A 25,175-nucleotide genomic window follows, 5' to 3' on the forward strand; every position below is an offset into this window, starting at 1 on the left:
AACCGCGTAAAGGAACACGGAAGATGCAGGACCTGATGACCATGATCACGACACTTCGCCGCCCACGGCTGCTGACACGGGCGGCAAAACTCGGGGTGCAGGATTACAATCGGGACCGACATCTGCAGCGCATTCTGGGCTATGGATCGCTACCCAGTACAGGTGCGGCGCTTATGCGGCTGATGGATCTTGAGCGAGAGGTAAACACGCAACGAAAAGGAGAAGATGCCGCTTACTCATTGGTGCGGCATCTGGATCTTCTGATCGCGCTGTTGGGTGAGGCGCAGTTGTATCAGGCCAACCGCGCCTCGGCCCTGAAATGATCAGGTAAACGCATCCGGCATCGAGGCTTTCTTCTCAGCGATGTAGGCCTCAAGCGCTGCGGCTGTGTCCGGGTCCATCTGTGGCTGCTGATAGTTGGCCAGCAGATGCTCGACCCGGCTCGACGCCAGCTGCCGGGTATCGCGCGACCCTTCGTCCTGCCAGGTCTCGAACGGCTTGTAATCCAGCACGTCGGTTTTCCAGAAGGCTTCCTTGAAGTTGGCCTGCGTATGCGCGCAACCCAGATAGTGCCCGCCCGGACCAACCTCGCGGATCGCATCCATGGCCTGAGCGTTTTCATCATAAGCCACGCCTTTGGCCAGCCCATGCAAAACGCCCAACTGGTCGGCATCCATGACAAACTTCTCAAAGTCGGCCACCAGACCGCCTTCAAGCCAGCCACAGGCATGCAGCATGAAGTTCACACCAGCCATCAGACCCATGTTCAGCGAGTTCGCCGTTTCATAGGCCGCCTGCGCATCCGGCAGTTTAGAGCCGCAGAAAGATCCGGCAGAGCGGTACGGCAGGTTCAGGCGACGGGCTAATTGACCTGCGCCATAGGTGATATGCGCGGCCTCTGGGGTGCCGAATGTCGGCGCGCCCGAGTTCATGTCGATCGAGGTCACAAAGGCCCCAAAAATTGCTGGTGCGCCGGGTCGAATGATCTGGCTGTAAGAAATACCCGCCAGCACTTCTGCCAGAACCTGCGTCAGCGTGCCCGCAACCGAAACAGGCGCCATTGCACCACCCACGATAAAGGGCGAAATGATGCAGGCCTGGTTGTTCTTGGCATACACCTCCAGCGCGCCCATCATCACGTCATCGAATGTCATGGGTGAGTTGATGTTGGTCAGCGAGGTCATGACTGTGTTGTTCTGAACGAACTCTTTGCCGAACAAAATCTCGCACATCTCAACCGAATCCTGCGCACGGCTGGGATCGGTGACTGATCCCATGAACGGCTTATCAGACAGGGTCATATGCGCCTTGAGCATATCCAAATGCCGCTTGTTCACCGGAATATCAGTCGGCTCGCATACGGTACCGCCCGAATGGTGCAGCCACTTGGACATATAGGCCAGTTTCACGAACTTGTTGAAGTCATCCATGGTCGCATAGCGGCGGCCACCTTGGACATCCCGCACAAACGGCGGGCCATAGACCGGAGCCAGCACCAGATTGCGGCCGCCAATCACCACCGATTTCTCGGGGTTGCGGGCATGTTGTGTGAACTCGCTGGGGGCGGTCTTGATCAGCTCACGTGCTAATCCACGGGGGATGCGCACGCGTTCGCCATCAATATCCGCGCCGGCATCGTGCCAGCGTTCCAGCGCGGCCGGATTGTCTACGAAGTTGACGCCGATCTCTTCCAGCACGGTTTCCGCGTTGTGTTCGATGATCTCCAACGCTTCTTCATTGAGGATCTCGAAATTCGGAATGTTGCGTTCGATATACTTCGCCGTTTCGATACGAACTGCGGTGCGCTCGGCACGGCGGGCGGCGCCACCGCCACCTCTCGCCCTGCGTCGGGTGCTTGCCTCTGCCATGAGAAATCCCGTCTGATGTGTTTAGATTGACAGCTTAGTTACAGGATTTAACACCCGCAGGCATATGGTTTACGGCGCTCTGGGGGGAAAAGCGACATTGGGCGCAGCGTTCGCAATCATCTGATCCGTCGCGGCGATAGCGTTACGCTTCCGAGATCGTATCCCACTCGATGCTGTCAATACTTGGCTCTAACATCAGTGGGGCCACAACCTTATGCTGCAGTTCTTCGGGATGATCCTCCATCGAGACAAGAACAGCAATTGTTCGCTTGCCTTCGATTGCTTCGCCTTTTTCAAAGCCCACGATCCGAACATTGTTCTGCGCCAATGCCTTGAGAACAGCGACACGCGCATCTGCCTGCGCCTCTTCCAAGCATTGAAGAACAACCTTGAACTCCTGAGTCAAAGGCACCCCGGCTCGCGTCGTGCGTTTTAGCCATTTCACCAAGGGCCTAAGGCCAAGGTTCACGAAGATGACGAAGCCCGTCATCATGACGGCAAACACCCAGGCACCCGCCCCCGCCATCATTCCAACCGCTGCCGAGCACCACAGCGTCGCCGCGGTATTGAGGCCGTGAATCGTGAACCCGTGCCGGAAGATTATCCCGGCCCCCAAAAAGCCGATGCCCGAAACAACCTGAGCCGCAACACGCGTCGGGCTGACCTCATCGGGAAAAAGCGCTGAGAACACAACAAAGGCGGCGGCACTTAGCGCAACAAGGGCATTGGTGCGCAGCCCGGCCATTCTTTGGCGCACCTGACGCTCCGACCCGATCAAAGCGCCACACAACAGCGCCAATCCAAGGTTCAATGCGGCTATCTCGATGGAAATCGGCAATTTCTGTCCCTTGTCTTTTCGGGGCATTCCTTGACCCAGTCGGGCTGTCATATTTTCGTTACAAAACTTTTACAATTCCTTTTTTTGGTTCGCAGAACTTACCCGAGGATCAGAGGTTGCTCTTGCGAAACTGATGCGCTTGGCCTAAGGCGCGGATATGACCCAAGACACCCATGACCGCCTTCTGATCATCGACTTCGGCAGCCAGGTGACGCAGCTGATTGCACGCCGCCTGCGCGAGCTGAATGTTTATTGCGAAATTCACCCTTATCAAAATGTCACGATGAACCTTGTGCGAGAAATGGCCCCGCGCGCCGTGATCTTCTCGGGCGGGCCCGACAGTGTGACGCGCGATGGATCACCCCGCGCCCCGCAAGAGATTTTCGACTACGGCGTTCCAATTCTGGGCATCTGCTATGGCCAGCAGGTGATGATGCAGCAACTGGGTGGGAAGGTCGAAGGTGGTAAAATTTCGGGCGGTGGCGGCACAGCGGAATTCGGCCGTGCTTTTGTCAGCCCGAAGGGTGCCTTGTCCCTACTGGACGATTGGTTTGCCGAGGGTGACGAACAGGTCTGGATGAGCCACGGTGACCATGTCAGCCAGTTGGCCCCAGGGTTCGAGGTTTACGGCACTTCACCCAATGCTCCTTATGCGATCACGGCCGATACCACACGCCATTTCTATGCGGTCCAGTTCCACCCCGAAGTGCACCACACCCCAAAGGGCGCCAAGCTGTATGAGAACTTCGTAAAGCTTGCGGGCTTCAAAGGCGATTGGACCATGGGTGCCTATCGCGAGGAAATGATCCGCAAAATCCGTGAACAAGTTGGCGACAAAAAGGTCATCTGCGGCTTGTCCGGCGGCGTCGACAGTTCGGTCGCGGCGATCCTGATTCACGAAGCTATCGGCGATCAGCTGACCTGCGTTTTTGTCGACCACGGGTTGCTGCGGAAGAACGAGGCCGAAGAAGTCGTCGGCATGTTCCGCGACAATTACAATATTCAGTTGATCCACGCCGATGAATCCGAACTGTTTCTGGGCGAGTTGGACGGTCAGTCCGATCCGGAAACCAAACGCAAGATCATCGGTAAGCTGTTCATCGACGTGTTCCAGAAGCATGCCGATACCATCGAAGGGGCCGAATTCCTGGCCCAGGGCACGCTGTATCCAGATGTGATCGAGTCTGTTTCTTTCTCGGGCGGCCCCTCGGTGACGATCAAATCGCACCACAACGTGGGCGGTCTTCCTGAAAAGATGGGCCTGAAACTGGTTGAACCCCTGCGGGAGCTATTCAAGGATGAGGTCCGCGCCTTGGGTCGCGAACTGGGTCTGCCCACCAGCTTCATTGGCCGACACCCCTTCCCCGGCCCCGGTCTGGCAATCCGTTGCCCCGGCGAGATCACCCGAGAAAAGCTGGAGATTCTGCGCGAAGCAGACGCCATCTATATCGACCAGATCCGCAAACACGGGCTCTATGATGATATCTGGCAGGCCTTTGTCGCCATTCTGCCCGTGCGCACCGTGGGCGTAATGGGCGATGGCCGCACCTATGACTACGCCTGCGCGCTGCGCGCGGTCACTTCGGTCGATGGCATGACAGCGGATTATTATCCGTTCGGCCATGAGTTCCTGGGCGAAACCGCCACGCGGATCATCAACGAGGTGAAGGGCATCAATCGCTGCACCTACGATATCACGTCTAAGCCGCCCGGAACGATCGAGTGGGAGTAGTCCCAGATTGAACGAACGAGAAATCGCGCTGAAAACCCTTTCGCCCTACGAACAATCTACCCTCCTGAGCGCGATTTCTTGCGCTCAGGATTGGCTTGCAATCCAATCTCTGATCACTCACCTTATGAGCGGCTCATCTGGTATGTATGACCCGGCCAATTGATTGTTTGCTACTAGGTCCCGCCCAAGGCTTTGCTTATGGCTTTGATCCGAAACGCTTCTAATATTCTTTTCATGATCATCTTCACACTGATCGCGCTTGAAGTGATCCTGTTTACCGCGTTTTCGATCCGGGACATGCTCAGTGGAAATCAAACCTCTGACAATCCCAATCAGGATGAAGAGACCCGGCAGTTCCAAAACGACGCGCAGAGCTTTCAAGGCTATCCCTATAAGGCTTTTGTGGGGTGGCAATCGCCCCAAATCTCAAGCGAGACGCTGAATATCGACGACAATCTGCGTCGGATCACAGTCAATTCGAACCCGCCGACGGATCACAAGGTGCATTTCTTTGGCGGCTCTACCATGTGGGGGCATAGTGTTTCCGACAAGAATACAATCCCGTCCCATTTCAGCAATTTAACGGGAAAAACGGCGATCAACTACGGGGAACAAGCCTATAATTCGCGCCAGAGCCTCAATAGGCTTCTCAACACACTGGACAGTATCCAACCCGGCGACAACGTGGTGTTTTTTGACGGCGTAAATGATGTCTATCACAACTGCCTCAGCCTGAACTCACCCGACGGTCATCCGCGCGAAGGGTTTATTAAGGAAAAGCTGAATGGGAAATCCAGCGGCATCTGGGGGCTGGTATCATCGACCTCAACTTACCGCTTGGCCCGGCGGATCAGCGAAAAGCTGGGCTCGGGCGATAACGGCCAGCGTTTTGACGACCTGAACCAATGTGGTGATCCGGCCTATGCCGAGCGTGTCGCCGATTTCCTCATCAGCAGTTGGGCTGCAACCGAAGCCATTGTAAATTCACGGGGGGGGCGTTTTTCCTGCGTCTTGCAACCAAACCCGTATACCCTGCCCGACCGACCGTTCAGCCACAACGAAACATATGCCGCGCAGGTTCAACAGGTCTATCCGCTGATCCGTGAAAAGGCGCAAAAACTCGACTGTTTTCAGGACTATTCAGGCATTCTGCAGCAGGATTTCTATATCGATCATTGTTGCCACGTAAACGCACAGGGAAACCTGGAAATCGCCCGGCGTTTTGCGCAGGACCTCAACTAATCCAACCATTTCTTCCAACACGGAAAGATTCAGAGTGCCAGAGCGGAAAAAATCCGGTTAGTTCCAGTTGCAACGTCAAGAAATTGCGAAGGACACCGGGTGGATAAGGGCTCAATTCAAATCGGCAAGGCGGCCCTTTGGATGACAGGGGCCATTCTGTCATTTTCCTCAATGGCAGTGGCCGGGCGAGAGCTAAGCCTGCATCACGACACGTTCGAAATCATGATGTATCGCAGCTTTGTGGGCATCGTGGTGGTCGCTCTGGTGCTGAGCGTATCCGGCAAATGGCATCAGGTCACAACCCAGCGACTGGGCCTGCATGCGGTGCGCAATGTGCTGCATTTCACCGGGCAAAACCTGTGGTTTTATGCAGTCGGAGTGATTCCTCTGGCGCAGGTCTTTGCCTTGGAATTCACGCAACCGATCTGGGTGATCCTTCTGTCGCCTCTGCTGTTGAAGGAGCGTCTGACGCCGCCTAAGATGCTGGCCGCGCTTATAGGCTTTGCCGGTATCTTGATTGTCGCGCGCCCCGGCACCGCACCAATAAGCCCAGGGCTGATAACTGCTGCAGCGTCTGCAATTTTCTTCGCGTTTACAACGATTACCACGAAAAAGCTGACGCGCTTTGCTAGTATCGGCTGCATCATGTTCTGGCTGGCGGTCATGCAGGCCGCACTCGGCGCAGCAGCGGCCGGTTTGGATGGTCAGATCGCACTGCCAAACGCCCAAACTGCACCGTTTCTAGTTCTGGTTGGATTGGCCGGGCTGCTGGCACATTTCTGCATTACCAATGCCTTAGCCATCGCGCCTGCAACAGTGGTCGTACCGTTCGACTTTGCCCGCCTGCCCACAATTGCGGTGGTTGGCATGCTTTTGTACCATGAGCCAATTGATCATTGGACCATGCTGGGCGCCGCAGTAATTTTTTCCGGTATATTTCTGAATGTCTGGTCCGAAAATCGTAACAGTTTAGCAACAGTCCATAAGTCTAGTTGCAATAAGTAACGCTCCGTCACCCGTTGACCTTAAACTAACCGAAAAGAAAGTATCGGGCACCAATCAGCGGGTCAGTGTCAAACACACTCAGTTTTTAATCACGAAAGCCCGCATCGAAAGCAAGGGAGGACAGCAATGAAAAAGGCACTACTCGCCACATGCGCGCTGTGCGTGGGGGCAACGGCAGGCTATGCAGGTGGTCTGGACCGCAGCGGTCAAGGCATCAATCTGATCTTTGAAGAAGGGACAGTTGTTCAGTTTCGACTTGGATATACCGATCCTCGGGTAAGCGGGACGCTTTTGGATGCGAACCCGGCAAGCCCAACAAACGGACAGGTCGTAGACTCGGGCAACGTAACGGAAAGCTTCTTCACCCCGCATTTGGGTTTTAAGACATCACTGACCGAGCAGCTTGATTTTGCAATCATGTATGATCAGCCATTCGGTGCAGACCTCGCCTATTCGTCAGCTTACCCGCTGTCGATAAATCCTGTTCCCGGTGGTCGAACAGGCCCGTTGACGGCGACAGCGGATACAGACGCGATTACTGCTCTTTTGCGCTACAAGTTCGATGGTGGCTTCAGTGCGATCGGTGGTATACGCGCCCAGCGTGTCAAAGCAAACGTAACTGTTCCTGCCGTACAGGGATATGAAGTAAACACCGACGCGGATACTGCATTCGGTTACGTTATTGGTGTGGCATGGGAAAAGCCTGAAATTGCCGCACGGGTTTCTCTGACGTACAGCTCTAAGATCAGTCATGATCTTTCGCAAACTGAGTCTATAAACCCGATCCCAATCCCACCAATTCCACCCGGGGCAGTTGCGACGTTTAACTCAGAAACCGAAATCGAAACGCCTCAATCGATTAATCTAGACTTTCAAACTGGCGTTGCGCCAAAAACACTACTCTTTGGTTCGGTTCGATGGGTAGATTGGCCGCAACTCAATTTCTCGCCTCCGAACTACCCTTTTAACCCATTGGTAGACTACGAGGATGATACGTTTACATATTCGCTCGGCCTAGGCTATCAGTTCACCGATGAGTTTTCGGGGGCAGTAACCTTGGGTTACGAATCCAAAGGCGCCGAACCTGTGTCGAACCTAGGACCGACCAACGGCTTCTGGAGCATCGGACTTGGCGGTACGTACTCGCTGGAGAAAGCCAAGATCTCAGGTGGTGTTCGTTACACTGACATCGGTGATGCCGTTGCAGATGGTGGATTTGGCCAAAACGCCAACTTCACCGGCAACAGCGCTTGGAGTGTTGGATTCCAGGTCACCTATCAGCTGGACTAATCAACGCAAACGAACCTTATTAGACCCCGCCCACCCGGCGGGGTCTTTCTTTTTCGCAAGAACCGGGTCGCGGCGTCTGTCATCAAATGACAAGTTAAGGCCATGGAACCTCAAAAACATCTCTCACCCCGAGCTTGGGCCGAACTGCTGTTGCTCGGCTTGATCTGGGGCGCGTCCTTTGTGGCGATCCGCATCGCTCTGGACACTATCCCGGTTATGACTTCGGTTCTGCACCGGACCTTCTGGGCCATGGCCGCGCTATGGTTGATTGTCTGGATCAAAGGCATTGAGATCCCCAAAAGTCCAAAGGTTTGGCTCGCGTTCCTGATCATGGGCCTTTTGAACAACGCCATCCCGTTTTCACTGATGGCCTGGGGACAGCTTTACATAGACACCGGCCTGACTGCGATATTGAACGCCGCAACCGCAGTCTTCGGCGTATTGGTCGCCGCGCTGTTCTTTAAAGACGAACGGCTGACACCAAACCGGTTGATCGGCGTGGTCCTGGGGTTTCTCGGCGTCTCAATTGCCATCGGATTAAGCAGTTTCACCGGTTTCAATCTGCAAAGCCTTGCCCAACTGGCCGTGCTGGCGGGCACAGTCTCTTACGCATTTGCCAGCGCGTGGGGCCGCAAACACTTGTCAGGTCTGTCTCCTATCCTCGCGGCTGTTGGAATGCTGACGGGGGCAACCTTGCTGATCCTGCCAATCAGTATAATACATGACGGGCTGCCCACACTTGCCCTCCCGGCAGTGACATGGGCTGCCATCGGATACTATGCGATCATCGCAACGGCGGCGGCCTATCTGCTCTACTACCGCGTACTTGCCATGGCAGGCAGTGGAAATCTGATGCTGGTAACCCTTGTGATCCCTCCGGTTGCCATCGTTCTTGGCTCGCTTTTGCGGGACGAAGCGCTTGGCGCAAACGCCTATATCGGCTTTGCGATCCTTGCACTGGGTCTGCTGATCTTGAACCGCCAAGGCAAGCATGATTGACGCGCCCCCTCGCCCGTTCTAGCAAAGGCGAAACAAAGGGACAGCGGATCATGATCTACGGCTCGGCAAAAGACTGGCGCACAGCTGCGCGCAAGAAAGTGCTGTTTTTCGGCATGTCGGGCTTGGGCAAAACCTACGTGTCCAACATCCTGCGCGATTCAGGCGATTGGTTCCACTACTCGATCGATTATCGGATCGGCACACGATATATGGGCGAATACATCACCGACAACGCCAAGGCCGAGGCGATGAAAGTGCCCTTTCTGCGGGACCTGCTTCTGTCGGATTCCATTTATATTGGCTCGAATATTTCGTTCGAGAATTTAACCCCCGTGGCCGCCTATTTGGGAAAACCGGGCGATCCGGCCAAGGGTGGGCTCGAAATGCCCGAATACCGGCGCCGCCAGGAACAGTTTAGATTCGCCGAAATTCACGCCTTGCTGGATACCGAATATTTTATCGATCGCGCTCAGCGCCTGTATAACTATCCTCACTTCATCTGCGACACCGGTGGCTCGATCTGCGAGTGGGTCGACCCGGACGACCCTTCGGATCAGGTGATGACTGAGTTGTCAAAGCACACGTTGATGATTTGGCTCAAAGGTGATGAAGAGCACACGGCCGAGCTAATACGCCGCTTCGACAAAGCCCCCAAGCCGATGTCCTATCAGTCCGAGTTCCTGACCCGCAGTTGGACTGAATACCTGGATCAGCAAGGCTGTTTCGAGGCTGAGGTCGATCCCGACGCCTTCATCCGCTGGACCTATGCCCAGGCGCTGGCCCACCGCCAGCCAAGATATGCCGCGATGGCCAAAAACTGGGGCATCGCCCTCACTGCAGCCGAGATCGGTGGCGTGCGTGACGCATCTGATTTCGATGAGTTGATCGAAGGCACCCTTGAGGCTCAGCCCAGGAAAGCCTAGTTAGCAGTTTCCGTTACACTTATTGAAGCCTGAACCGATGCCGATCAAAATCCCATCTGACCTGCCCGCCTATGATGTCCTGACTGAGGAAGGCGTCATGGTCATGGCCGAGGATCAGGCGATGCGGCAGGACATCCGGCCCTTACGCATCGGGTTGTTGAACTTGATGCCCAAGAAAATTCAGACTGAAAACCAATTTGCACGATTGATCGGGGCGACACCGCTGCAGATCGACCTGTCGCTGATCCGCATGACGGAACACCGGACCAAGAACACGGCTGCCGCGCATATGGCGGAGTTTTACCGCCCGTTTCAGGAGGTGAAGGATCAAAAGTTCGACGGCCTGATCATTACCGGTGCCCCGATTGAGCATCTGGAATTCAACGATGTCACCTATTGGGACGAAATCAGCGAAGTGTTCGAATGGACGCAAACCAATGTGCATTCCACCTTCGGCGTCTGCTGGGGTGGAATGGCGATGATCAACCATTTCCACGGCGTGAAGAAACACATGCTGGATGCAAAGGCCTTTGGCTGCTTTCGGCACCAGAATTTGAACCCGGCCTCGCCATTTCTGCGCGGGTTTTCAGACGATTGCGTCATCCCCGTCAGTCGCTGGACCGAGATGAAGCAGGCTGAGATAAATGCCGCACCGGGTCTGAACATCCTGTTGGGCAGCGATGATGTCGGCCCCTGCCTGGTTGAAGATCAAAAGCACCGTGCGCTCTATATCTTCAACCATTTCGAATATGACAGCGATACGCTAAAGCAGGAATATGATCGAGACGTGGCCAATGACACGCCAATCAATGTGCCGATCAACTACTACCCGGATGACGATCCTGCACAAACGCCACAGAACAGGTGGCGTAGCCATGCGCATCTTCTTTATGGCAACTGGATCAACGAAATCTACCAGACAACACCGTTCGATATGGATCAAATTGGCCGCTAAAATACTGATATCATTTGCCGTACTCCTGCTGGGCTTAGCCATTTTTACAACTTGGCGCAGCACCCAGATCGAAGCTCGGGCCGAGGCTGCCTTCCCCCCCGAAGGTCAGATACTGGATGTTGATGGGATAGCGGTGCATGCCGTTGTGATGGGCACAGGGCCGGACGTGGTGTTGATTCATGGCTCCAGCGGGAACACTCGTGATATGACCTTTGCGCTGGCTCCGATCCTTGCGCAACAGTATCGCGTGATCGTGTTCGACCGCCCCGGCCTGGGCTATTCGGCCAGCTTCAACCCGGATGGCGAAACTATCATCGAACAGGCCGAAATCCTGCAAAAGGCCGCGGCGCAGCTTGGGGCAGAGAAACCCATTGTCGCGGGGCAAAGCTATGGTGGATCGGTTTCCCTGGCCTGGGCTGTAACACAGCCCGACAACATTTCAGCCCTTGTTCTGATTGCACCTGCCGCAATGCCCTGGGAAACGCCTTTGGATGGCTTTAACCGCCTCGCCTCAACCCCAACTGGCAATGCTCTGGCCTTGCCGTTGATCACATCCTTTGTTCCAAACTGGTATGTGGACCAGGCGATGGATCAAGTCTTTGCCCCGCAATCCACGCCAGAAGGCTATGCTGCGCATTTCGGACCCGAACTGACGATGCGCCGCGCATCTATGCATGCCAATGCCAAGCAGCGAGCAAATCTACTGGACGAAGTTGCCGCGCTACAGCCGCGCTATTCAGAAATTTCGGTTCCGACCGAGATCGTGCATGGGACGGCGGATGATACGGTTGGGCTGGAGTGGCATTCACACCGTCTGATTGACCAGATACCAGGCGCTGAACTCATCGAACTTCCGGGGATTGGCCACATGCCTCAGGTGGTCGCAGCTGATGCGGTCGCAGCAGCAATTGATCGCGCTGCAAAACGCGCGGGTTTGCGTTAAGCGGTCAGCTAATCCATAGTAACTTATGGATTTATCATGAGGTGAGGCATGGCCCGGACCGAAAAAGACGCGATCACGGCCTATTTCAACAAGAAAGCCCCCAAGGACGTACGTACGCTGATCAAGGCAGCCGAAAAAGGCGATATCCTGAACCCGACCTACCCCTATGCGCAAAAGATGAAGTCGAAAGACTATGACGCTCAGATCGATGCGCTACAGATCGAACTGGTCAAGATGCAGTCTTGGGTCAAAGAAACCGGCGAGCGGGTAGCGATTATCTTCGAAGGCCGTGATGCTGCGGGCAAAGGCGGCACAATTAAACGGTTCCGCGAAAATCTAAACCCTCGGGGTGCACGCAACGTTGCGCTGTCCAAACCCTCGGACGCCGAGCGCAGCCAATGGTATTTTCAGCGCTACATCCCTCATCTGCCTGCCGCAGGCGAAATCGTGTTTTTTGATCGCAGCTGGTACAATCGCGGGGTGGTTGAGAATGTCTTTGGCTTCTGCACGCACGAAGAACGGGAACGCTTTTTTCGTCAGGTCATTCCGCTAGAAACCGGTTTGGTCAATGACGGCATTCGACTGTTCAAATTCTGGCTAAATGTCGGCCGGGCCGAGCAGCTCAACCGGTTTTTGGCACGAGAGACCGACCCGCTAAAGCAATGGAAACTCAGCCCGATTGACGTGGCTGGCCTAGACAAGTGGGATGCGTATTCAGAATCAATCTCCGAGACCCTGACCCGCTCGCATACCGAGAAAAGCCCCTGGACCATCGTCCGATCAGACGACAAGAAACGCGCGCGCATCGCCGCGATCCAGACGGTTCTGCATGCGTTGGATTATGATCAAAAAGATCGCAAGGCCTTGGGCAAGGTGGACGCGAAGATTTGTGGCGGGGCCGAGATATGGGAAAGCTGAGCACCTGAGCAATACGTAGTTGAAATGACAGAAACTGGCCTCAATTCGGCCACGTCATTGCCGTTGATACAACTCATAAAGCACAAAAAAACCAGCATCGAGACAGGAGCCGATCATGGTTGAAGAGATTTTCGCGGCGTTCCGTCACCCTTTCGAACTATTCTTCGACCCGTCCCAGCGTCTGTCTTTTCTACATATGGGCACGGCCCTGGCTTTTGCGATCTTCGTCTTCTATCGATCCCGCAAGAGTTTGAAAGGGTTGATCAAATGGCTGCTGCCTTGGGATATCCTGACGCATAAATCCGCCAAGGCCGATTATGTGATGTTCTTTGTGAACAAATCCATTATCGCGGCCATCTATGCATCGGTTCTGATTCAAGTCTCGGTCTGGTATGCGCTCGTGGAAAAGATCATGGGACCCGCTGGTCCAGGACCGTCAGAGCCATCCTGGACAATATCCGCCGTCTATACGCTCGCCGCTGTGCTGGCTGTGGATGGGGCGCTTTGGTTCGGTCACTATATCTTCCATAAGGTTCCGTTCTTGTGGGAATTCCACAAGGTGCATCATTCTGCCGAAGTGATGACTCCGCTCACTGCAACGCGCATGCACCCGCTGGAAGAGATCATCTCGACCTCCATGAGTGGTTTTGCCGTTGGCGTTGTCGTTGCGTTGTTGGATCAGTATTTCGGCACTGGCGCGCGTGCCTTTACGCTGTTTGGCCTGAACATCGTGATTTTTCTGTTCTTTGTCGTCGCGTTCAACCTTCGCCACAGCCATGTCTGGCTTCAGTATCCCAACTGGATTCAACATGTCTTTGTTAGCCCGGCCCAGCATCAGATCCACCATTCGAAGGCGCGCAAGCATTGGGACAAGAACATGGGCTTCATCTTTGCCTTTTGGGATTGGGGTGCCGGGACACTGTATTCGCCCAAAACCAATGAAAACGTCGAATACGGTCTAGGAAATGGTGAAGACGGAACCTGGAACAATCCTGTGACGCTGTATTTCCGGCCTTTCAGGAACGCGTATGAGCTGTTCAAAAAGGACCCGCGCGGTGCTTTGACGCGCAAACCGGCGAAATCAAAGGCGAAACAGGCGGTTGCGCCCGAAAGCTCAGCCGAAACCAATTAGTGTTTTTGTAGCAGCTAGATGAAATCCAGCGCGTCAAGCGTTGGACGAACTCTTGCGGATACTCTATCTCTTTAGATTCAATAACCTATTGAACAAAGAGCTCTGAGGCCGGGATGACGAAACGCGGGTACCACCACGGAAACCTGAAACAAGCCTTGATCGAGGCCGCGTTGTCCCTAATCGAAGAAAAGGGGCCAACGGGCTTTACGCTGTCCGAGGCCGCCAAAACCGCGGGTGTCACACCTGCCGCTGTCTATCGCCACTATCACGGGCGCGAGGACCTGATAGCCGAAGCGGCAAAACAGGGTTTTGAGATGTTCGCGGACCTGATGCAATACGCCTATGATCAGGGTCAGCCTTCGGCATTGGCCGCGTTCGAGGCCACAGGGCGCGCCTATCTGGCTTTTGCCCGAAAACATCCGGGCCACTATATTGCGATGTTCGAAAGCGGCGTCTCATTGAACCGCACGCCCGAGCTGTCGTTGGCCGCGAACCGTGCTAAATCCGTGTTGGAGAAGGCAGCTGCAGATCTGTCGCAGCATATTCCGCCCGAAAAGCGCCCTCCTGCCTCGATGTTCAGCGCACATATCTGGGCTATGAGCCACGGCGTCGTCGAGCTGTATGCACGCAACACGGGTGCAACATCGCCCTTCCCGCCCGAGGATTTGCTGGAAAGCGGCATCGGCATCTATCTGCGAGGTTTGGGTCTTGTCCCTCAGGATGATTGATTGGTTCAAATGCGCCCACTGCCCTGAGGGACACGCAGGCCAGGTGTGACATTTATCAGCTCCATGTCACCCATTCCCTTGATCGCAACACGCCCGATATCCGACACCTGAAACTCGTCAATCAACGCGTATTTCATGTCTTCCGGAGCAACAATATGCATCGGGTTTGCAAAGACCTGTAGACGCGCAGCTGTATTCACCGCAGGCCCGAACACGTCATAAACATATTTCTGAATACCCACGACCGACCCGACAGCCGCGCCCATGCCCAGACCAATCCGGGCCTGCCATTTATGCGGGTGGCTTTCGTTTCGACGCTCGAGATATCGCAGAAAGCGCACGGCACAATGGGCCACAGAGGTTGCGTGATCCGGCGTAGCGTCCGGCATACCGGAAACAGCCAGATAAGCATCGCCAATCGTCTTGATCCGCTCGCAACCGAACTGTTCGACGATCCGATCAAAGGCCGTGAAGATATCGTTTAATTCGCTGAGTGTGACAGTTGGATCGGTTTTGGCGGCGAAATCGGTGAAGCCGACAAAATCCAGCATTACCACCGAGACTTCTTTGTACAACTGAGGCGTCACAACGCCAAAGGTTTTGAACTCTTCATAGACCGCGCGCGGCATGACGTTCAGCAGCAGACGCTCGACCCTCTCTTTTTCACGCTCCAACTCACGGGTATTGCGCTCTACCATGGTCGAGTAGCTGTCGATCATGCTTTCAAGCTCACGAATGCGAGTGATGTTCTGGCATTCAACAATCAGCAGTTGATCTGACAGTTCATTGGTCAGCGAAACGGTGACCGCAAAGACCAGTGTCCGGCGCTTTGGTTTGATCTGTAACTCAACAGAGTAGCGTAGTCCGGACTGTTTCACGTCATCCAGTTCACGCAGATCAAGGTCGGGGATAAGGTCCAAAAGCGTCTGTTTCTTTTCGGGCGTGCCAAACCATTCCGAGAAAGGACTGTTATGAAAGACAAACTTCAGGTCCGACGCCCGCACGATCGCTACGCCGACCCCGATCGCGCGTAGTAGTTGTTCATTGATGGCATGAATGCTCATGCAGCGTGCCGAACCACTATGATCGAACGTTTGTTTTCAATCGCGCCAAGGGCCGTTTGGATATCCTGAGCGGATACACCGTGCATTTCCAAAGCTTCACCAAACAGCGCTGCCATTTCGTCAAAATCCGCATGCGTAATATTGAGATGGCTGTGAACAGCCTTGATCCTGTCATCGCTAAATGAAGCCGGGCCGCCGATCAGTGAGGATACAAACTTGGTCTGATGATCAATCAATCGAGGCATATCGATATCTTCGAAATAGTCCCCGATCTGGTCGGACTCTAACGCCATTTCATAAAATGACATCACCACCCGGCTGATCGTTTTGAAACCACCGTATTTCTCATAAAGTGTCTGTGCCACACGAATACCCGGGTGCTACCTTTGAATAACACCATGAGACTACATCAAATTAATGGTTTTGTTAACGTTTAACGGGTCAAAGCACCTGTAACCTGTGTATCTGCTGAAAAACGTGACATCGAATTGTGGGTCGTCGCTTATCTAGTTCCGTGTGTTTTATCATATGCGGACACAGTAGGTTGCACATGTGCTGATCGCGCTTCATCGCCCGGATCGTAGACCTCGATCAATAAGGGATAGCAGGCGGCGGTGTCCGACGAATGCTCTGACGAGCAATCACCGCCTGGACAGGCTGACAGGCCAACGGTCAAGTCGATTTCGGCATAAAATTCAAGATAATCGCCGGGGCGCACCGGGCTGGCCTTCATGAAATACTGCCCTGTCTCTTGTGTGAATCCGGTGCACATGAAAACGTTCAGTACGTCGTGTACAAGCATCTCGGCTTCGTGCAAGTGCAGTTCACGATGCTGAGCCAACGCGCGTGTCAGGTTCGAATGGCAGCAATAATGGTAGTCTTGGCCCGACAGCAAACGCCCCGTGTACGGATCGCACCGCGTGCCAATCACATCATGGACCGAACCGCCAAAAGCGTCGAACCCGTACCAATCCAGCGTATCGTCAACGATAGTGGCTATTGGGCGCAGGAAAGGAAAGCTGGACCACATCCGGTCACCCGTCGACAAATGCGTGCCATGCAACGCGCGAGTTTTACCGGAATAGAACCGCTCTGACAGGTTATGGGTATTCCACAGGTTCAAATCCCCAACCTGCGAGCCTTCGACCGAAACGATGCGAAAAAAGGCACCAGCAGGCACGTCGATACAGGCAGCATCGCGCGGCGCAGCTTTCACCTCAGAAGATTTACGAGCTGTTTCCCGCAGTGCCTTCAACCCATTCAGATTGGGCTGCACCAAGCTGTCAGGCGGGTAGCAAATGACCGGCTGAATGGCCTGACGCGCCGCCGCATCAAAAGGCGCTTCGTGTTTGGGATTGTCAGACTTCATAGGCTACCTCCGGACCAAGTACCGATTGTTCCGTAACTAGTTAGCTTAGTTTCTGATCAACAACCATGCCTGCATCAAGCTGCTGAAAGAAACACATACCCAAAGCCGCCTACACGCCAATCGAAGGTTCCTATCAGCAAGGGATGATGGCGGAGAGACAGGGATTCGAACCCTGGAGACGGTTTCCCGCCTACACACTTTCCAGGCGTGCGCCTTCGACCACTCGGCCACCTCTCCGTGAGCGGGATACTTGAACCATCGTCAGAGGATTTGCAAGGGCCGAATAGCGCGAAAACTCAACCTTTCACAGGCAGCTCTGAAATCGGGCTAAGGCTCATCTCCGTCACCGTCAGACAGGTCCGCCTGAGTCAGATCGGCAGGTTTCGAAGACGCCTGTCTGGGTTGATCCTCAGGCTTGGCGACAGGCGATTGCGCTTGCAGCACCTCTGGGTTCCGCAGCCAGAGGTCACGCTGAGCGAACGGAATCTCGATGCCTGCTTCGGTGAAGCGTCGGTTGATTTCGTGGTTCATGTCGGATTTCACCGACAGCACCCAGTTTACATCCCGCAGAATGGCCCGGATTTCAAAATCCAGCGAATCCGCACCGAACCCCTGGAAAACGACGCTGGGCGCTGGGTTCGCCAGAACCATGGGATGTGCGTTTGCAATCTCACCCAAGATCGTTTCAACCTGCTGTGTATCGGTGCCATAGGCGACACCCACCGGCACGATTACGCGGCCAATTGTATTGCCTCTTGTATAGTTGGTGACCACGCCGGAAATCAGGTCCGAGTTGGGGACGATCACATCTGTACGGTCAAATGTTTCGATCCGCGTAGACCGGACCGAGATATCGCGCACATAGCCCATCATTCCGTTTACATCGATCCAGTCGCCTTTGGATATCGGCCGCTCAACCAACAGGATGATACCGGACACGAAGTTCGATACGATTGTCTGCAGACCAAACCCAATACCAACAGACAGGGCACCCGCGACAATAGCAAGCGATGACAGATCAAAACCTGCCACCATAATTGCAACCAAAGCCGCCAGGAAAATCCCAACATATCCTGAACCTGCGACAATCGCGTTCTGCCCACCCGGATCGATGCTGGTTTTGGGCAGCAACGAGTTTCGCAACCCGCTTTGCAACAATCGTGTCAGCCCATAACCGATCACAAATACGGCGACAAAGGTCAGGAAGTTACTGGGCGAAATTGTAATCCCGCCGATGTTGAACCCTTGCAAGAGGCGCGACCAGACTTCCAGCAAATCCGTTTCGCGTGCGCCCCAGTAAATCGCCAAAATCGGCAACGCCAATATCGACAGGGCAAACCCGACCAAAACTGCGAACAAAGAATCCCGCGCGGCATCGCCCTGCCCTGTGATCCAGCCATAAACCTGGCTGATAAAACGTTGGATGATGACCAATGCAGCGATCAGAATGAGTGTCTTAACCGCAGGGAAGACAATGGCCTCGGCTGCGTTGATATAGCCAAAAATCGCCAGAAAAGGCGTTGTGATACCCAACAAGAAAACTGCGCGGCGCAAAAACTCAATCACTTGGGCGAAACCGGCACTGCGCACTGTGCTCGCCTGATCGGAACCCTCAGACCGTATATCATTGGTTCGAATTTGCCGGACACGTAGCAGCAAAAGCGCAGTGACCACGATCACCGGAAAACTGACAACCGCGCGGGTCGCATCAGAAATGTTTTCAATCTGCTCGAACAGCAATGCCAACTCGTGCAGGATCAACATGATCGCCAGAAGATCAATGTAGATGCGCAATTCTGTGATTCTGGCAGGGGAAATACGCTTGAAGTCGTTCGCCGCGCTCATCACGTAGATCTGACGGCCAATCCAATCGTAAAACAGAATGATCGCAGCCCAATAGGGAATTTCATCCAGCAGCAAATTGCCCCTTAGACCAAGAACATCGGTCATGTCGATTGCTGTTACGATTGCGACGACCCCGATCCACGGCAAAACAATCCGAAGCAGCGAAATCACAAAGGTCCATGCACCCGCGCCCCTGCCGCCGAGCCTGCGCAAATAGTCCCCGCCTTTTTCGGACCAATGCTTACCAAAGATCAGCAAAACAGCGGAAAGCACCAGCAATACAAAGATGCCTAAACCACGATCGGTGACCTGTTCGCGAACAACGTCTGTTCGCATGTTCTCGACCGTTTCATTGATGAGGCTGCGGAAGGCCTCTTTCACGTCCACCCATGCAGGACCCCAATAAACCGGATTGATCGGAGATGGCCCTTTTTCAAGCAGTTGCTTTTTCTGACGCTCGCGCAGAATTTGATCGATCTCGCTGATCAGCCCATTTGCCCGGCTAAATGCTTCCTCAGATATGATCCGAGGGACCCGCAAACTGTTGAGTTGGTTTTCGAGATGCTCGCGCAACGCAGCGATGTCTTCAGGTTCTGAGGCATCACCTTCAGGCTTGGGGCCCAGGGCCTTTAGTTGGCTTTCAAGGGTCTGTATCCGCTCGGTATTGGCTCCACGCGCCCTGTTAAAGTCCTCGCGATATCCATTAATTTCCGAGCGCAAGTTCTCCATTGCGGCATTCGATGCTCGGTTTGCATCAATCACCGCCTCGGCACGGTCCGCAGTTTTAATCCAACCCTGATAATACTCGCTCTGCCTGTCGGTCAGTTGCGCGGTAGCCGCGCCAACTAGCCCGAACATACAAAAGATCAGCAGCGTCAGACACAGGCGGACCTGTTGCAGCATCAGATATCCTCAAAAACGCCGGGGATTTTTTGGGGCACTTCCGTCATCCAATCAGGCACCGGCAGCTCTTTTTCCCGCAAGAATTCCGGGTTGAACAGTTTCGACTGATAGCGCGTGCCGTAGTCGCACAGAATGGTCACAATGGTATGGCCCGGCCCCAGATCCTTGGCCAGACGCACGGCGCCCGCCATATTGATCGCGGTTGATCCGCCCATGACCAAACCTTCTTCGCGCAGCAGATCGAAGATATAAGGCAAAGCTTCGTTATCGGTCATCTGATACGCGAAATCGGGTTTGAACCCTTCGAGGTTCTTAGTGATGCGCACCTGCCCGATGCCTTCGGCAATCGAGCCGCCCTCCATCGCGATCTCACCGGTGGTGTAATAGGAATAAAGCCCCGCACCCATCGGATCGACCAGACCAATCTTCACGCCTTTGGGCTGCAAGGCTTCGGCCACACCGGCCAATGTACCGCCCGATCCGACCGCGCAGACAAAACCATCCACCTTGCCGTCGGTCTGTTCCCAAATCTCGGGCCCAGTGGTTTCCACATGCGCCTGACGGTTGGCAACGTTGTCGAACTGATTGGCCCAGATCGCGCCATTGGGTTCGGTCTTGGCCAGTTCCTCGGCCAAACGACGCGAGTAATGCACAAAGTTATTGGGGTTGCGATAAGGAGCGGCGGGAACTTGCACCAATTGCGCACCCGCAAGGCGCAGCATGTCCTTCTTTTCTTCCGACTGAGTTTCGGGGATCACGATCACCGTCTTGAACCCCATCGAAGCACCGACTAGCGCAAGGCCAATCCCGGTATTGCCCGCGGTACCTTCGACAATCGTGCCACCGGGCTTTAGTTCACCTCGGGCAACCGCATCGCGAATGATGTAAAGCGCCGCGCGGTCTTTGACGGACTGACCTGGGTTCATGAACTCGGCCTTGCCGAGGATCTCGCATCCGGTCTCTTCACTGATGCGTTTCAGCCGGATCAGCGGTGTTTTCCCGACTGCGTCGGCAAGGTCTCGTGCAATGCGCATGGCGCCCTCATGTCATTTGGTATCAGGCAAGATTTACAGCCGCGCTGCCGCAACCACAAGCGCGATAGTCACCCGCGCAGCCGGTCCCGGTGACGGGCCAGCCAATGGGCCAAGGACAGAAGCGGCAAATCCTTGAACGCATGGCTGTCTACAAGGTCGATGAATTCGGAATAAGGCACGATCCGGGTGCGGATATCTTCGCCTTCGCTCGCCAAACCGCCCGTATCTGTGGTTTGGGTCAACTCCCCTAGTCCGACATAAAGATACAGGTACTCGGTCGAGGATCCGCTGGACGAATAAGCCCCGCCTGCAAACTCCAATGTGTCAAAGGTGACACCGGCCTCCTCCAGCGCTTCGCGATATGCGGCCTGTTCCGGTGTTTCACCCGGATCGATCATGCCCGCGACAGGCTCCCATATCCAGGGTTCTGGGTCTTCGATCAGGAAAATCGGTGTCCGAAACTGTTCGACCAGCAGGACCGCATCGCGCACAGGGTCATAAGGCAAAACGACCACCGCACTGCCCTGCAACAGGCTGTTGCGGTTCAGAACCGGCCCCATCGATCCGTCATGCTGGCGATGTTGAAGCTGGATTTCCTCCATCCCGAAATAGTCGACATAGGCGCGGCGGTGGCTGTGGACGATCACGTCCTGTGTGATGTCACGCGGATCACCTGTGCGCCGCTGTCGGGCGAACAACTTGGCCCAGGCACGGGTTTGGATGGCGGGCATGCTGCGGGTCATCTGCTTTGCGTCGACCCTGCCGAAATAGGCCATCTCCTCTTCGGCGGCGAGGGCCGTGACGGGCCCCAGTCTTTCGGCCCACGCTTCCAATGACCACAGACCTACGGGAACCCAGACGCCGGGCGCTGGGAAGAACACTTGAGCCTCTGCTGGCGTTCCATCTGGCAAAGCAACGCTCTGCGTTTGCAGATCATAGTCGAAACCGCCTTCGTAGAACCCAAGCCGCGCCAGATCGACCTCGCTTAGGCCGCGTACCAGCAAACCATTGGCCAGTGTGCCGGGCTTCGGCTGGATCATCGGGAAATCCTGCCCCTGCACCGCGTGAACCGCGTGATCTGCAAGGGCTGCTGGTGTGATGCGCAAATCCTCCGCGGAACGGCCCAAGACACGCTCCAGCAGCGGGACATAGCGAAGGGTGCCGTAAAAGAACAAATCTGACACGGAGAGGCTTTCTATTTGGAGTGACGGGTTAGCGCCAGCGGCGGCTGGCGATTTCGGTTGCAAGCCCAGACAAAACGGACCCAACGGCCAAGGTGATCAGGATTTCAGGCACCAGCAGAAGCTTTCCATAGTCCACTCCGATCACGAAGATCGCCTTTACAGCCTCGAACGGGCCATCATACCGGTTGCGCATGGCCAGGCGGAACATCTCGTAACAGCCCTGCACGAACAGCGCCCAAAACACCAGCGAGGCCACTCCGGTCAGACCGTTGTTGATCCCCGCCGTCCATCCGCGCCCGGCGCGCTTGCCCATGATCTTCCACCCACAGGCAACGGCCAGCGCAATGTTCACAAGGGTGAAATAGCCATAGTCTTTGCCCTCTTCACCATTCTCGATGATCATGGTCGACACCAGAAAGGCCACCACCACCAGGCAAAGGGCGGCAACTAGACGAGCGGCTGTGGGCATTGCGTATTCCGTTCCTTAACTGGGCTTTGCTATGGTGATCTGTGTCACATCGCAATTGCCCGTGTCAAAGGCAGCGCCACATGCGGTCAAATAATAATTCCACATGCGGCGGAAACGCTCATCAAACCCCATGTCCGAGATCTGATCCCATTTGGCGTTGAACGTGTCGTACCAGCGGCGCAAAGTCAGGTCATAGCTTTTGCCGAACTCTTTCGAACGCACCAGGTTCAGTCCCGCCAGATCGATTTGCTGACGCAGAACCGTAGGCGATGGCAGCATACCGCCGGGGAAGATATATTTCTGAATGAAATCAACGCCATTCTTATAGTAATCCCAGCGGTGATCACCAACTGTGATGATCTGTAGCGTCGCCTGCGCTCCGGGTTTCAACCGCTCGCGCACCGTATCGAAATAGACAGGCCAGTATTTCTGCCCCACCGCTTCGAACATCTCGATCGAAGCAATGCCGTCATATTGCCCGGTTTCATCCCGATAGTCCTGCAGCTTCAGATCAACCATATCGGAAAGCCCAGCCTTTTCCATGCGTTGCTGCGCAAACTTCAACTGTTCTTGACTGATAGTCAGGCCGGTGACCCGAAGGCCACGCTCTTTCGCGGCATATTCGGCAAAACCGCCCCACCCGCATCCGATCTCAAGCACATGATCACCGGGTTTCACGCCCATTTCGTCAATCAGGCTGGCATATTTGGCGGTTTGCGCCTTTTCCAGACTCTCCTGCCCGGTCTCGAACAAGGCGCTTGAATAGGTCATCGTATCATCAAGCCAAAGACCGTAGAAATCATTCCCCAGATCGTAATGATACGAGATGTTTTTCTTGGCCTGAGCCCGGTTGTTCCGATGCAACCAGAACCGCAAACGTTCATAGGCCTGAACAAGGAATTTGCCCGTAAACCCGTCATAAACCGTTTCCGAGCCCAGATGCACCAAATCCATGAAAGAACGTAGATCCGGCGTGCTCCAATGCCCTTCTAAATAAGCGTCCGAGAATCCAAGCTCGCCTTCGCGGATCAAGCGTGCAAATACATCGGGATCATGAATTTCTACGGCGGCAATAGGGCCCGGTTTTGCACCTTCGGTCCGAAACACACGCCCGTCAGGCAGTGTGATGTCCAATCGCCCGGCCTCCATCTTGCCGAGCATTTTGAAAACTTGAGCAAAATATCTGGGCAGGTCTTTCTGCCCCTCGGTCGATGTCAGGGTCATCCGCTCTCCCCTCTGCGGTGTTTGATGCAGGCTAGGACGGGTTTTTGTTTCTTGCAAGTTTTCAGTTCCTTACTGGTTTTTTCGGCTGTCATACGCAGACAGAGCACGGGCGCGGCCTTCGGCCAGTTCAACAACAGGCGGCGGATAGGATTGCCCCGCATCCAGCCCCCAGGACCGGGGAACCGCATCGAAATATGACAGGGCAGTAGGGGTTGGGCTCGAACGATCTTCGGCGATCCAGCGATCCAGATATTTGCCTTGTGGATCAAACTTTTCCTGCTGGGTCAGCGGATTGAAGATACGGAAGAATGGCGCAGCATCGGGGCCCGATCCAGCCACCCATTGCCAGCCCATCGCGTTGCAGGCCGGGTCCCAATCAATCAGGCAATCCTCGAACCAGCGCATGCCAATCTTCCAATGGGTCATCAAATGCTTGGTCAAATAGCTTGCAACAATCATCCGGGCGCGGTTGTGCATTCGGCCTGTCACATACATCTCTCGCAGGCCTGCATCGACCACCGGAATTCCGGTTCTTGCCTTCTTCCACGCTGTAACCTCGGGGTGGTCCGCGTCTGTGTTCCACGGAAAAGCATCCCATTCAGGCCGCCAGTTTCCGCTGAGCAGATGCGGCGTGTGGTACATCAGATGATAGGCGAACTCGCGCCACACCAGTTGTCTCAAAAAGCTACCAGTGCCCGAAACCCCCAGCATTGCCGCCCGCTGCACCCTGTGCCATGCGCTCCGTGGCCCGATCTCACCCAGCGAAAGGTATTCTGACAGGTTTGAGGTCCCATCGATATCCAGCCGATCCCGGTCATCAGAATAGCGCGCGACACGGTCAAGAAACCCGTCCAAATGATCGAATGCGGCGCTTTCCCCCGGCTGGACATAGGGGCGCACAATCAGCGCACCCCGGTCCATAGATCCCGCTAAATTCCAGTCAGTCAGGGTGTCGCTTTGGGGCCAGCTTGAAGGTGCGGTTATGCGCGTGACGGCCGCATCAGACTCTGGCAGGTCTCTCCCCTGCACCGCGCGCCACATCGGCGTGAACACCCGAAACGGTTGCCCGGTTTTGGTGGCAACGGTCCAGGGTTCGAACAACAGATGACCTGAGAAGGACTTCGCGCATACGCCATCCTCGGTGAGCTTCCTCTTTATGTTGGTATCACGGGCAATCGCATCCGGATCGTAAGCGCGAGACCAGTAAATCTCGGACGCCCCTGTCTCGGCAATCACCGCGCGCAACTGCGCCAACGCATCGCCGCGCCGAAAGATCAGACGGCTGCCAATCTGTTCTAAGCTTTGGGAAAAGGCATCCAACCCCAGACCCAAACGCCATTTAGGGGCGGCCCCCAGCGCTTCGGCCAAAGGATCAAGGATGTATACCGGCACCACTGGGCGACCTGTTTGCGCAGCAGCGGACAGCGCCGGATGATCGGACAGGCGCAAATCCCTGCGAAACCAAACGATGATCGGAGAGTGCTGTGACGACATAGCCAGCCTGTTGTTT

General features: G+C 55.0%; 23 protein-coding genes and 1 tRNA gene. 12 read left to right on the forward strand and 12 right to left on the reverse strand.

Annotated elements, in window-relative coordinates:
- Positions 1–23: 23 nt before the first annotated feature.
- Positions 24–323 (forward strand): DUF6477 family protein, encoded by a 300-nt coding sequence (locus ACR0JE_RS02735; RefSeq protein WP_480862818.1) that lies wholly within the window; start codon positions 24–26, stop codon positions 321–323.
- Here ACR0JE_RS02735 and ACR0JE_RS02740 read toward each other — a convergent pair whose 3' ends face one another.
- Complete coding sequence (locus tag ACR0JE_RS02740) at positions 324–1,868, reverse strand: trimethylamine methyltransferase family protein (RefSeq protein WP_480862819.1); 1,545 nt, start codon at positions 1,866–1,868, stop codon at positions 324–326. It abuts the gene before it with no gap.
- 142 nt (positions 1,869–2,010) lie between these two features.
- Complete coding sequence (locus ACR0JE_RS02745) at positions 2,011–2,733, reverse strand: MgtC/SapB family protein (protein WP_480862821.1); 723 nt, start codon at positions 2,731–2,733, stop codon at positions 2,011–2,013.
- Positions 2,734–2,863: 130 nt separating this feature from the next.
- Between ACR0JE_RS02745 and guaA the strand changes: the two genes are divergently transcribed.
- From guaA to ACR0JE_RS02800, 11 genes are all read left to right on the forward strand, one after another.
- Complete coding sequence (gene guaA / locus ACR0JE_RS02750; protein ID WP_480862823.1) at positions 2,864–4,438, forward strand: glutamine-hydrolyzing GMP synthase; 1,575 nt, start codon at positions 2,864–2,866, stop codon at positions 4,436–4,438.
- 198 nt (positions 4,439–4,636) lie between these two features.
- On the forward strand, positions 4,637–5,680 hold the full coding sequence (locus ACR0JE_RS02755) for a hypothetical protein (protein WP_480862825.1): 1,044 nt from the start codon (positions 4,637–4,639) through the stop codon (positions 5,678–5,680).
- A gap of 99 nt (positions 5,681–5,779) precedes the next feature.
- Positions 5,780–6,685 carry a DMT family transporter gene (locus tag ACR0JE_RS02760; RefSeq protein WP_480862827.1) on the forward strand — a complete coding sequence of 302 codons (906 nt, stop codon included), beginning with the start codon at positions 5,780–5,782 and terminating at the stop codon, positions 6,683–6,685.
- Positions 6,686–6,811: 126 nt separating this feature from the next.
- Positions 6,812–7,975 (forward strand): OmpP1/FadL family transporter, encoded by a 1,164-nt coding sequence (locus tag ACR0JE_RS02765; protein WP_480862829.1) that lies wholly within the window; start codon positions 6,812–6,814, stop codon positions 7,973–7,975.
- Between the two features lie 102 nt (positions 7,976–8,077).
- Complete coding sequence (locus ACR0JE_RS02770) at positions 8,078–8,974, forward strand: DMT family transporter (protein ID WP_480862831.1); 897 nt, start codon at positions 8,078–8,080, stop codon at positions 8,972–8,974.
- Positions 8,975–9,024: 50 nt separating this feature from the next.
- Positions 9,025–9,897: an ATPase gene (locus tag ACR0JE_RS02775; RefSeq protein ID WP_480863224.1), complete on the forward strand. Its 873-nt coding sequence runs from the start codon at positions 9,025–9,027 to the stop codon at positions 9,895–9,897.
- A gap of 37 nt (positions 9,898–9,934) precedes the next feature.
- On the forward strand, positions 9,935–10,852 hold the full coding sequence (metA, locus tag ACR0JE_RS02780; protein ID WP_480542924.1) for a homoserine O-acetyltransferase MetA: 918 nt from the start codon (positions 9,935–9,937) through the stop codon (positions 10,850–10,852).
- On the forward strand, positions 10,842–11,795 hold the full coding sequence (locus ACR0JE_RS02785) for an alpha/beta fold hydrolase (protein ID WP_480862833.1): 954 nt from the start codon (positions 10,842–10,844) through the stop codon (positions 11,793–11,795). The genes metA and ACR0JE_RS02785 overlap by 11 nt, the downstream gene beginning before the upstream one ends.
- Before the next feature lie 48 nt (positions 11,796–11,843).
- On the forward strand, positions 11,844–12,713 hold the full coding sequence (gene ppk2 / locus ACR0JE_RS02790) for a polyphosphate kinase 2 (protein WP_480862835.1): 870 nt from the start codon (positions 11,844–11,846) through the stop codon (positions 12,711–12,713).
- 115 nt (positions 12,714–12,828) lie between these two features.
- Positions 12,829–13,845, forward strand: coding sequence for a sterol desaturase family protein (locus ACR0JE_RS02795; RefSeq protein ID WP_480862837.1), 1,017 nt, complete (start codon positions 12,829–12,831; stop codon positions 13,843–13,845).
- Between the two features lie 113 nt (positions 13,846–13,958).
- On the forward strand, positions 13,959–14,573 hold the full coding sequence (locus ACR0JE_RS02800; protein ID WP_170530110.1) for a TetR/AcrR family transcriptional regulator: 615 nt from the start codon (positions 13,959–13,961) through the stop codon (positions 14,571–14,573).
- A gap of 5 nt (positions 14,574–14,578) precedes the next feature.
- Here ACR0JE_RS02800 and ACR0JE_RS02805 read toward each other — a convergent pair whose 3' ends face one another.
- The 10 genes from ACR0JE_RS02805 to ACR0JE_RS02850 all read right to left on the reverse strand — a co-directional run bounded on the left by ACR0JE_RS02805 (position 14,579) and on the right by ACR0JE_RS02850 (position 25,159).
- On the reverse strand, positions 14,579–15,637 hold the full coding sequence (locus tag ACR0JE_RS02805) for an adenylate/guanylate cyclase domain-containing protein (protein ID WP_480862839.1): 1,059 nt from the start codon (positions 15,635–15,637) through the stop codon (positions 14,579–14,581).
- Positions 15,634–16,002, reverse strand: coding sequence for a group I truncated hemoglobin (locus ACR0JE_RS02810; protein ID WP_480542917.1), 369 nt, complete (start codon positions 16,000–16,002; stop codon positions 15,634–15,636). Before ACR0JE_RS02810 ends, ACR0JE_RS02805 begins: the two co-directional genes overlap by 4 nt.
- A 137-nt stretch (positions 16,003–16,139) precedes the next feature.
- Positions 16,140–17,006, reverse strand: a complete 867-nt coding sequence (locus ACR0JE_RS02815) for an urea carboxylase-associated family protein (protein WP_480862841.1) — start codon at positions 17,004–17,006, stop codon at positions 16,140–16,142.
- Positions 17,007–17,153: 147 nt separating this feature from the next.
- A tRNA-Ser gene (locus ACR0JE_RS02820) sits at positions 17,154–17,243 on the reverse strand.
- A 90-nt stretch (positions 17,244–17,333) separates the two neighbouring features.
- Positions 17,334–19,754: a DUF3772 domain-containing protein gene (locus ACR0JE_RS02825; RefSeq protein ID WP_480862843.1), complete on the reverse strand. Its 2,421-nt coding sequence runs from the start codon at positions 19,752–19,754 to the stop codon at positions 17,334–17,336.
- Positions 19,754–20,788, reverse strand: a complete 1,035-nt coding sequence (locus ACR0JE_RS02830; protein ID WP_480862845.1) for a cysteine synthase A — start codon at positions 20,786–20,788, stop codon at positions 19,754–19,756. Before ACR0JE_RS02830 ends, ACR0JE_RS02825 begins: the two co-directional genes overlap by 1 nt.
- A gap of 68 nt (positions 20,789–20,856) precedes the next feature.
- Entirely contained in the window at positions 20,857–21,972 is a 1,116-nt protein-coding gene (locus ACR0JE_RS02835) for an NUDIX domain-containing protein (RefSeq protein WP_480862847.1), read from the reverse strand.
- A 28-nt stretch (positions 21,973–22,000) separates the two neighbouring features.
- Positions 22,001–22,441, reverse strand: coding sequence for a TrgA family protein (locus ACR0JE_RS02840; RefSeq protein ID WP_480542910.1), 441 nt, complete (start codon positions 22,439–22,441; stop codon positions 22,001–22,003).
- 15 nt (positions 22,442–22,456) lie between these two features.
- A complete protein-coding gene (locus ACR0JE_RS02845; protein WP_480862849.1) occupies positions 22,457–23,665 on the reverse strand; it encodes a class I SAM-dependent methyltransferase in 1,209 nt (402 codons plus the stop codon).
- A 69-nt stretch (positions 23,666–23,734) separates the two neighbouring features.
- Positions 23,735–25,159, reverse strand: coding sequence for a cryptochrome/photolyase family protein (locus tag ACR0JE_RS02850; RefSeq protein WP_480862851.1), 1,425 nt, complete (start codon positions 25,157–25,159; stop codon positions 23,735–23,737).
- Between the last annotated feature and the right edge of the window lie 16 nt (positions 25,160–25,175).

Source organism: Ruegeria sp. H3 (genome assembly GCF_056533095.1).

Coding starts and splice junctions, on each gene's coding strand:
- ACR0JE_RS02845 (WP_480862849.1), bottom strand. CDS start 23,665: ATGACCCTGACATCGACCGAGGGGCAGAAAGACCTGCCCAGATATTTT.
- ACR0JE_RS02825 (WP_480862843.1), bottom strand. CDS start 19,754: ATGCTGCAACAGGTCCGCCTGTGTCTGACGCTGCTGATCTTTTGTATG.
- ACR0JE_RS02840 (WP_480542910.1), bottom strand. CDS start 22,441: ATGCCCACAGCCGCTCGTCTAGTTGCCGCCCTTTGCCTGGTGGTGGTG.
- ACR0JE_RS02775 (WP_480863224.1), top strand. CDS start 9,025: ATGATCTACGGCTCGGCAAAAGACTGGCGCACAGCTGCGCGCAAGAAA.
- ppk2 (WP_480862835.1), top strand. CDS start 11,844: ATGGCCCGGACCGAAAAAGACGCGATCACGGCCTATTTCAACAAGAAA.
- ACR0JE_RS02800 (WP_170530110.1), top strand. CDS start 13,959: ATGACGAAACGCGGGTACCACCACGGAAACCTGAAACAAGCCTTGATC.
- ACR0JE_RS02795 (WP_480862837.1), top strand. CDS start 12,829: ATGGTTGAAGAGATTTTCGCGGCGTTCCGTCACCCTTTCGAACTATTC.
- ACR0JE_RS02755 (WP_480862825.1), top strand. CDS start 4,637: ATGGCTTTGATCCGAAACGCTTCTAATATTCTTTTCATGATCATCTTC.
- ACR0JE_RS02805 (WP_480862839.1), bottom strand. CDS start 15,637: ATGAGCATTCATGCCATCAATGAACAACTACTACGCGCGATCGGGGTC.
- ACR0JE_RS02735 (WP_480862818.1), top strand. CDS start 24: ATGCAGGACCTGATGACCATGATCACGACACTTCGCCGCCCACGGCTG.
- ACR0JE_RS02830 (WP_480862845.1), bottom strand. CDS start 20,788: ATGCGCATTGCACGAGACCTTGCCGACGCAGTCGGGAAAACACCGCTG.
- ACR0JE_RS02770 (WP_480862831.1), top strand. CDS start 8,078: ATGGAACCTCAAAAACATCTCTCACCCCGAGCTTGGGCCGAACTGCTG.
- guaA (WP_480862823.1), top strand. CDS start 2,864: ATGACCCAAGACACCCATGACCGCCTTCTGATCATCGACTTCGGCAGC.
- metA (WP_480542924.1), top strand. CDS start 9,935: ATGCCGATCAAAATCCCATCTGACCTGCCCGCCTATGATGTCCTGACT.
- ACR0JE_RS02850 (WP_480862851.1), bottom strand. CDS start 25,159: ATGTCGTCACAGCACTCTCCGATCATCGTTTGGTTTCGCAGGGATTTG.
- ACR0JE_RS02745 (WP_480862821.1), bottom strand. CDS start 2,733: ATGCCCCGAAAAGACAAGGGACAGAAATTGCCGATTTCCATCGAGATA.
- ACR0JE_RS02740 (WP_480862819.1), bottom strand. CDS start 1,868: ATGGCAGAGGCAAGCACCCGACGCAGGGCGAGAGGTGGCGGTGGCGCC.
- ACR0JE_RS02815 (WP_480862841.1), bottom strand. CDS start 17,006: ATGAAGTCTGACAATCCCAAACACGAAGCGCCTTTTGATGCGGCGGCG.
- ACR0JE_RS02765 (WP_480862829.1), top strand. CDS start 6,812: ATGAAAAAGGCACTACTCGCCACATGCGCGCTGTGCGTGGGGGCAACG.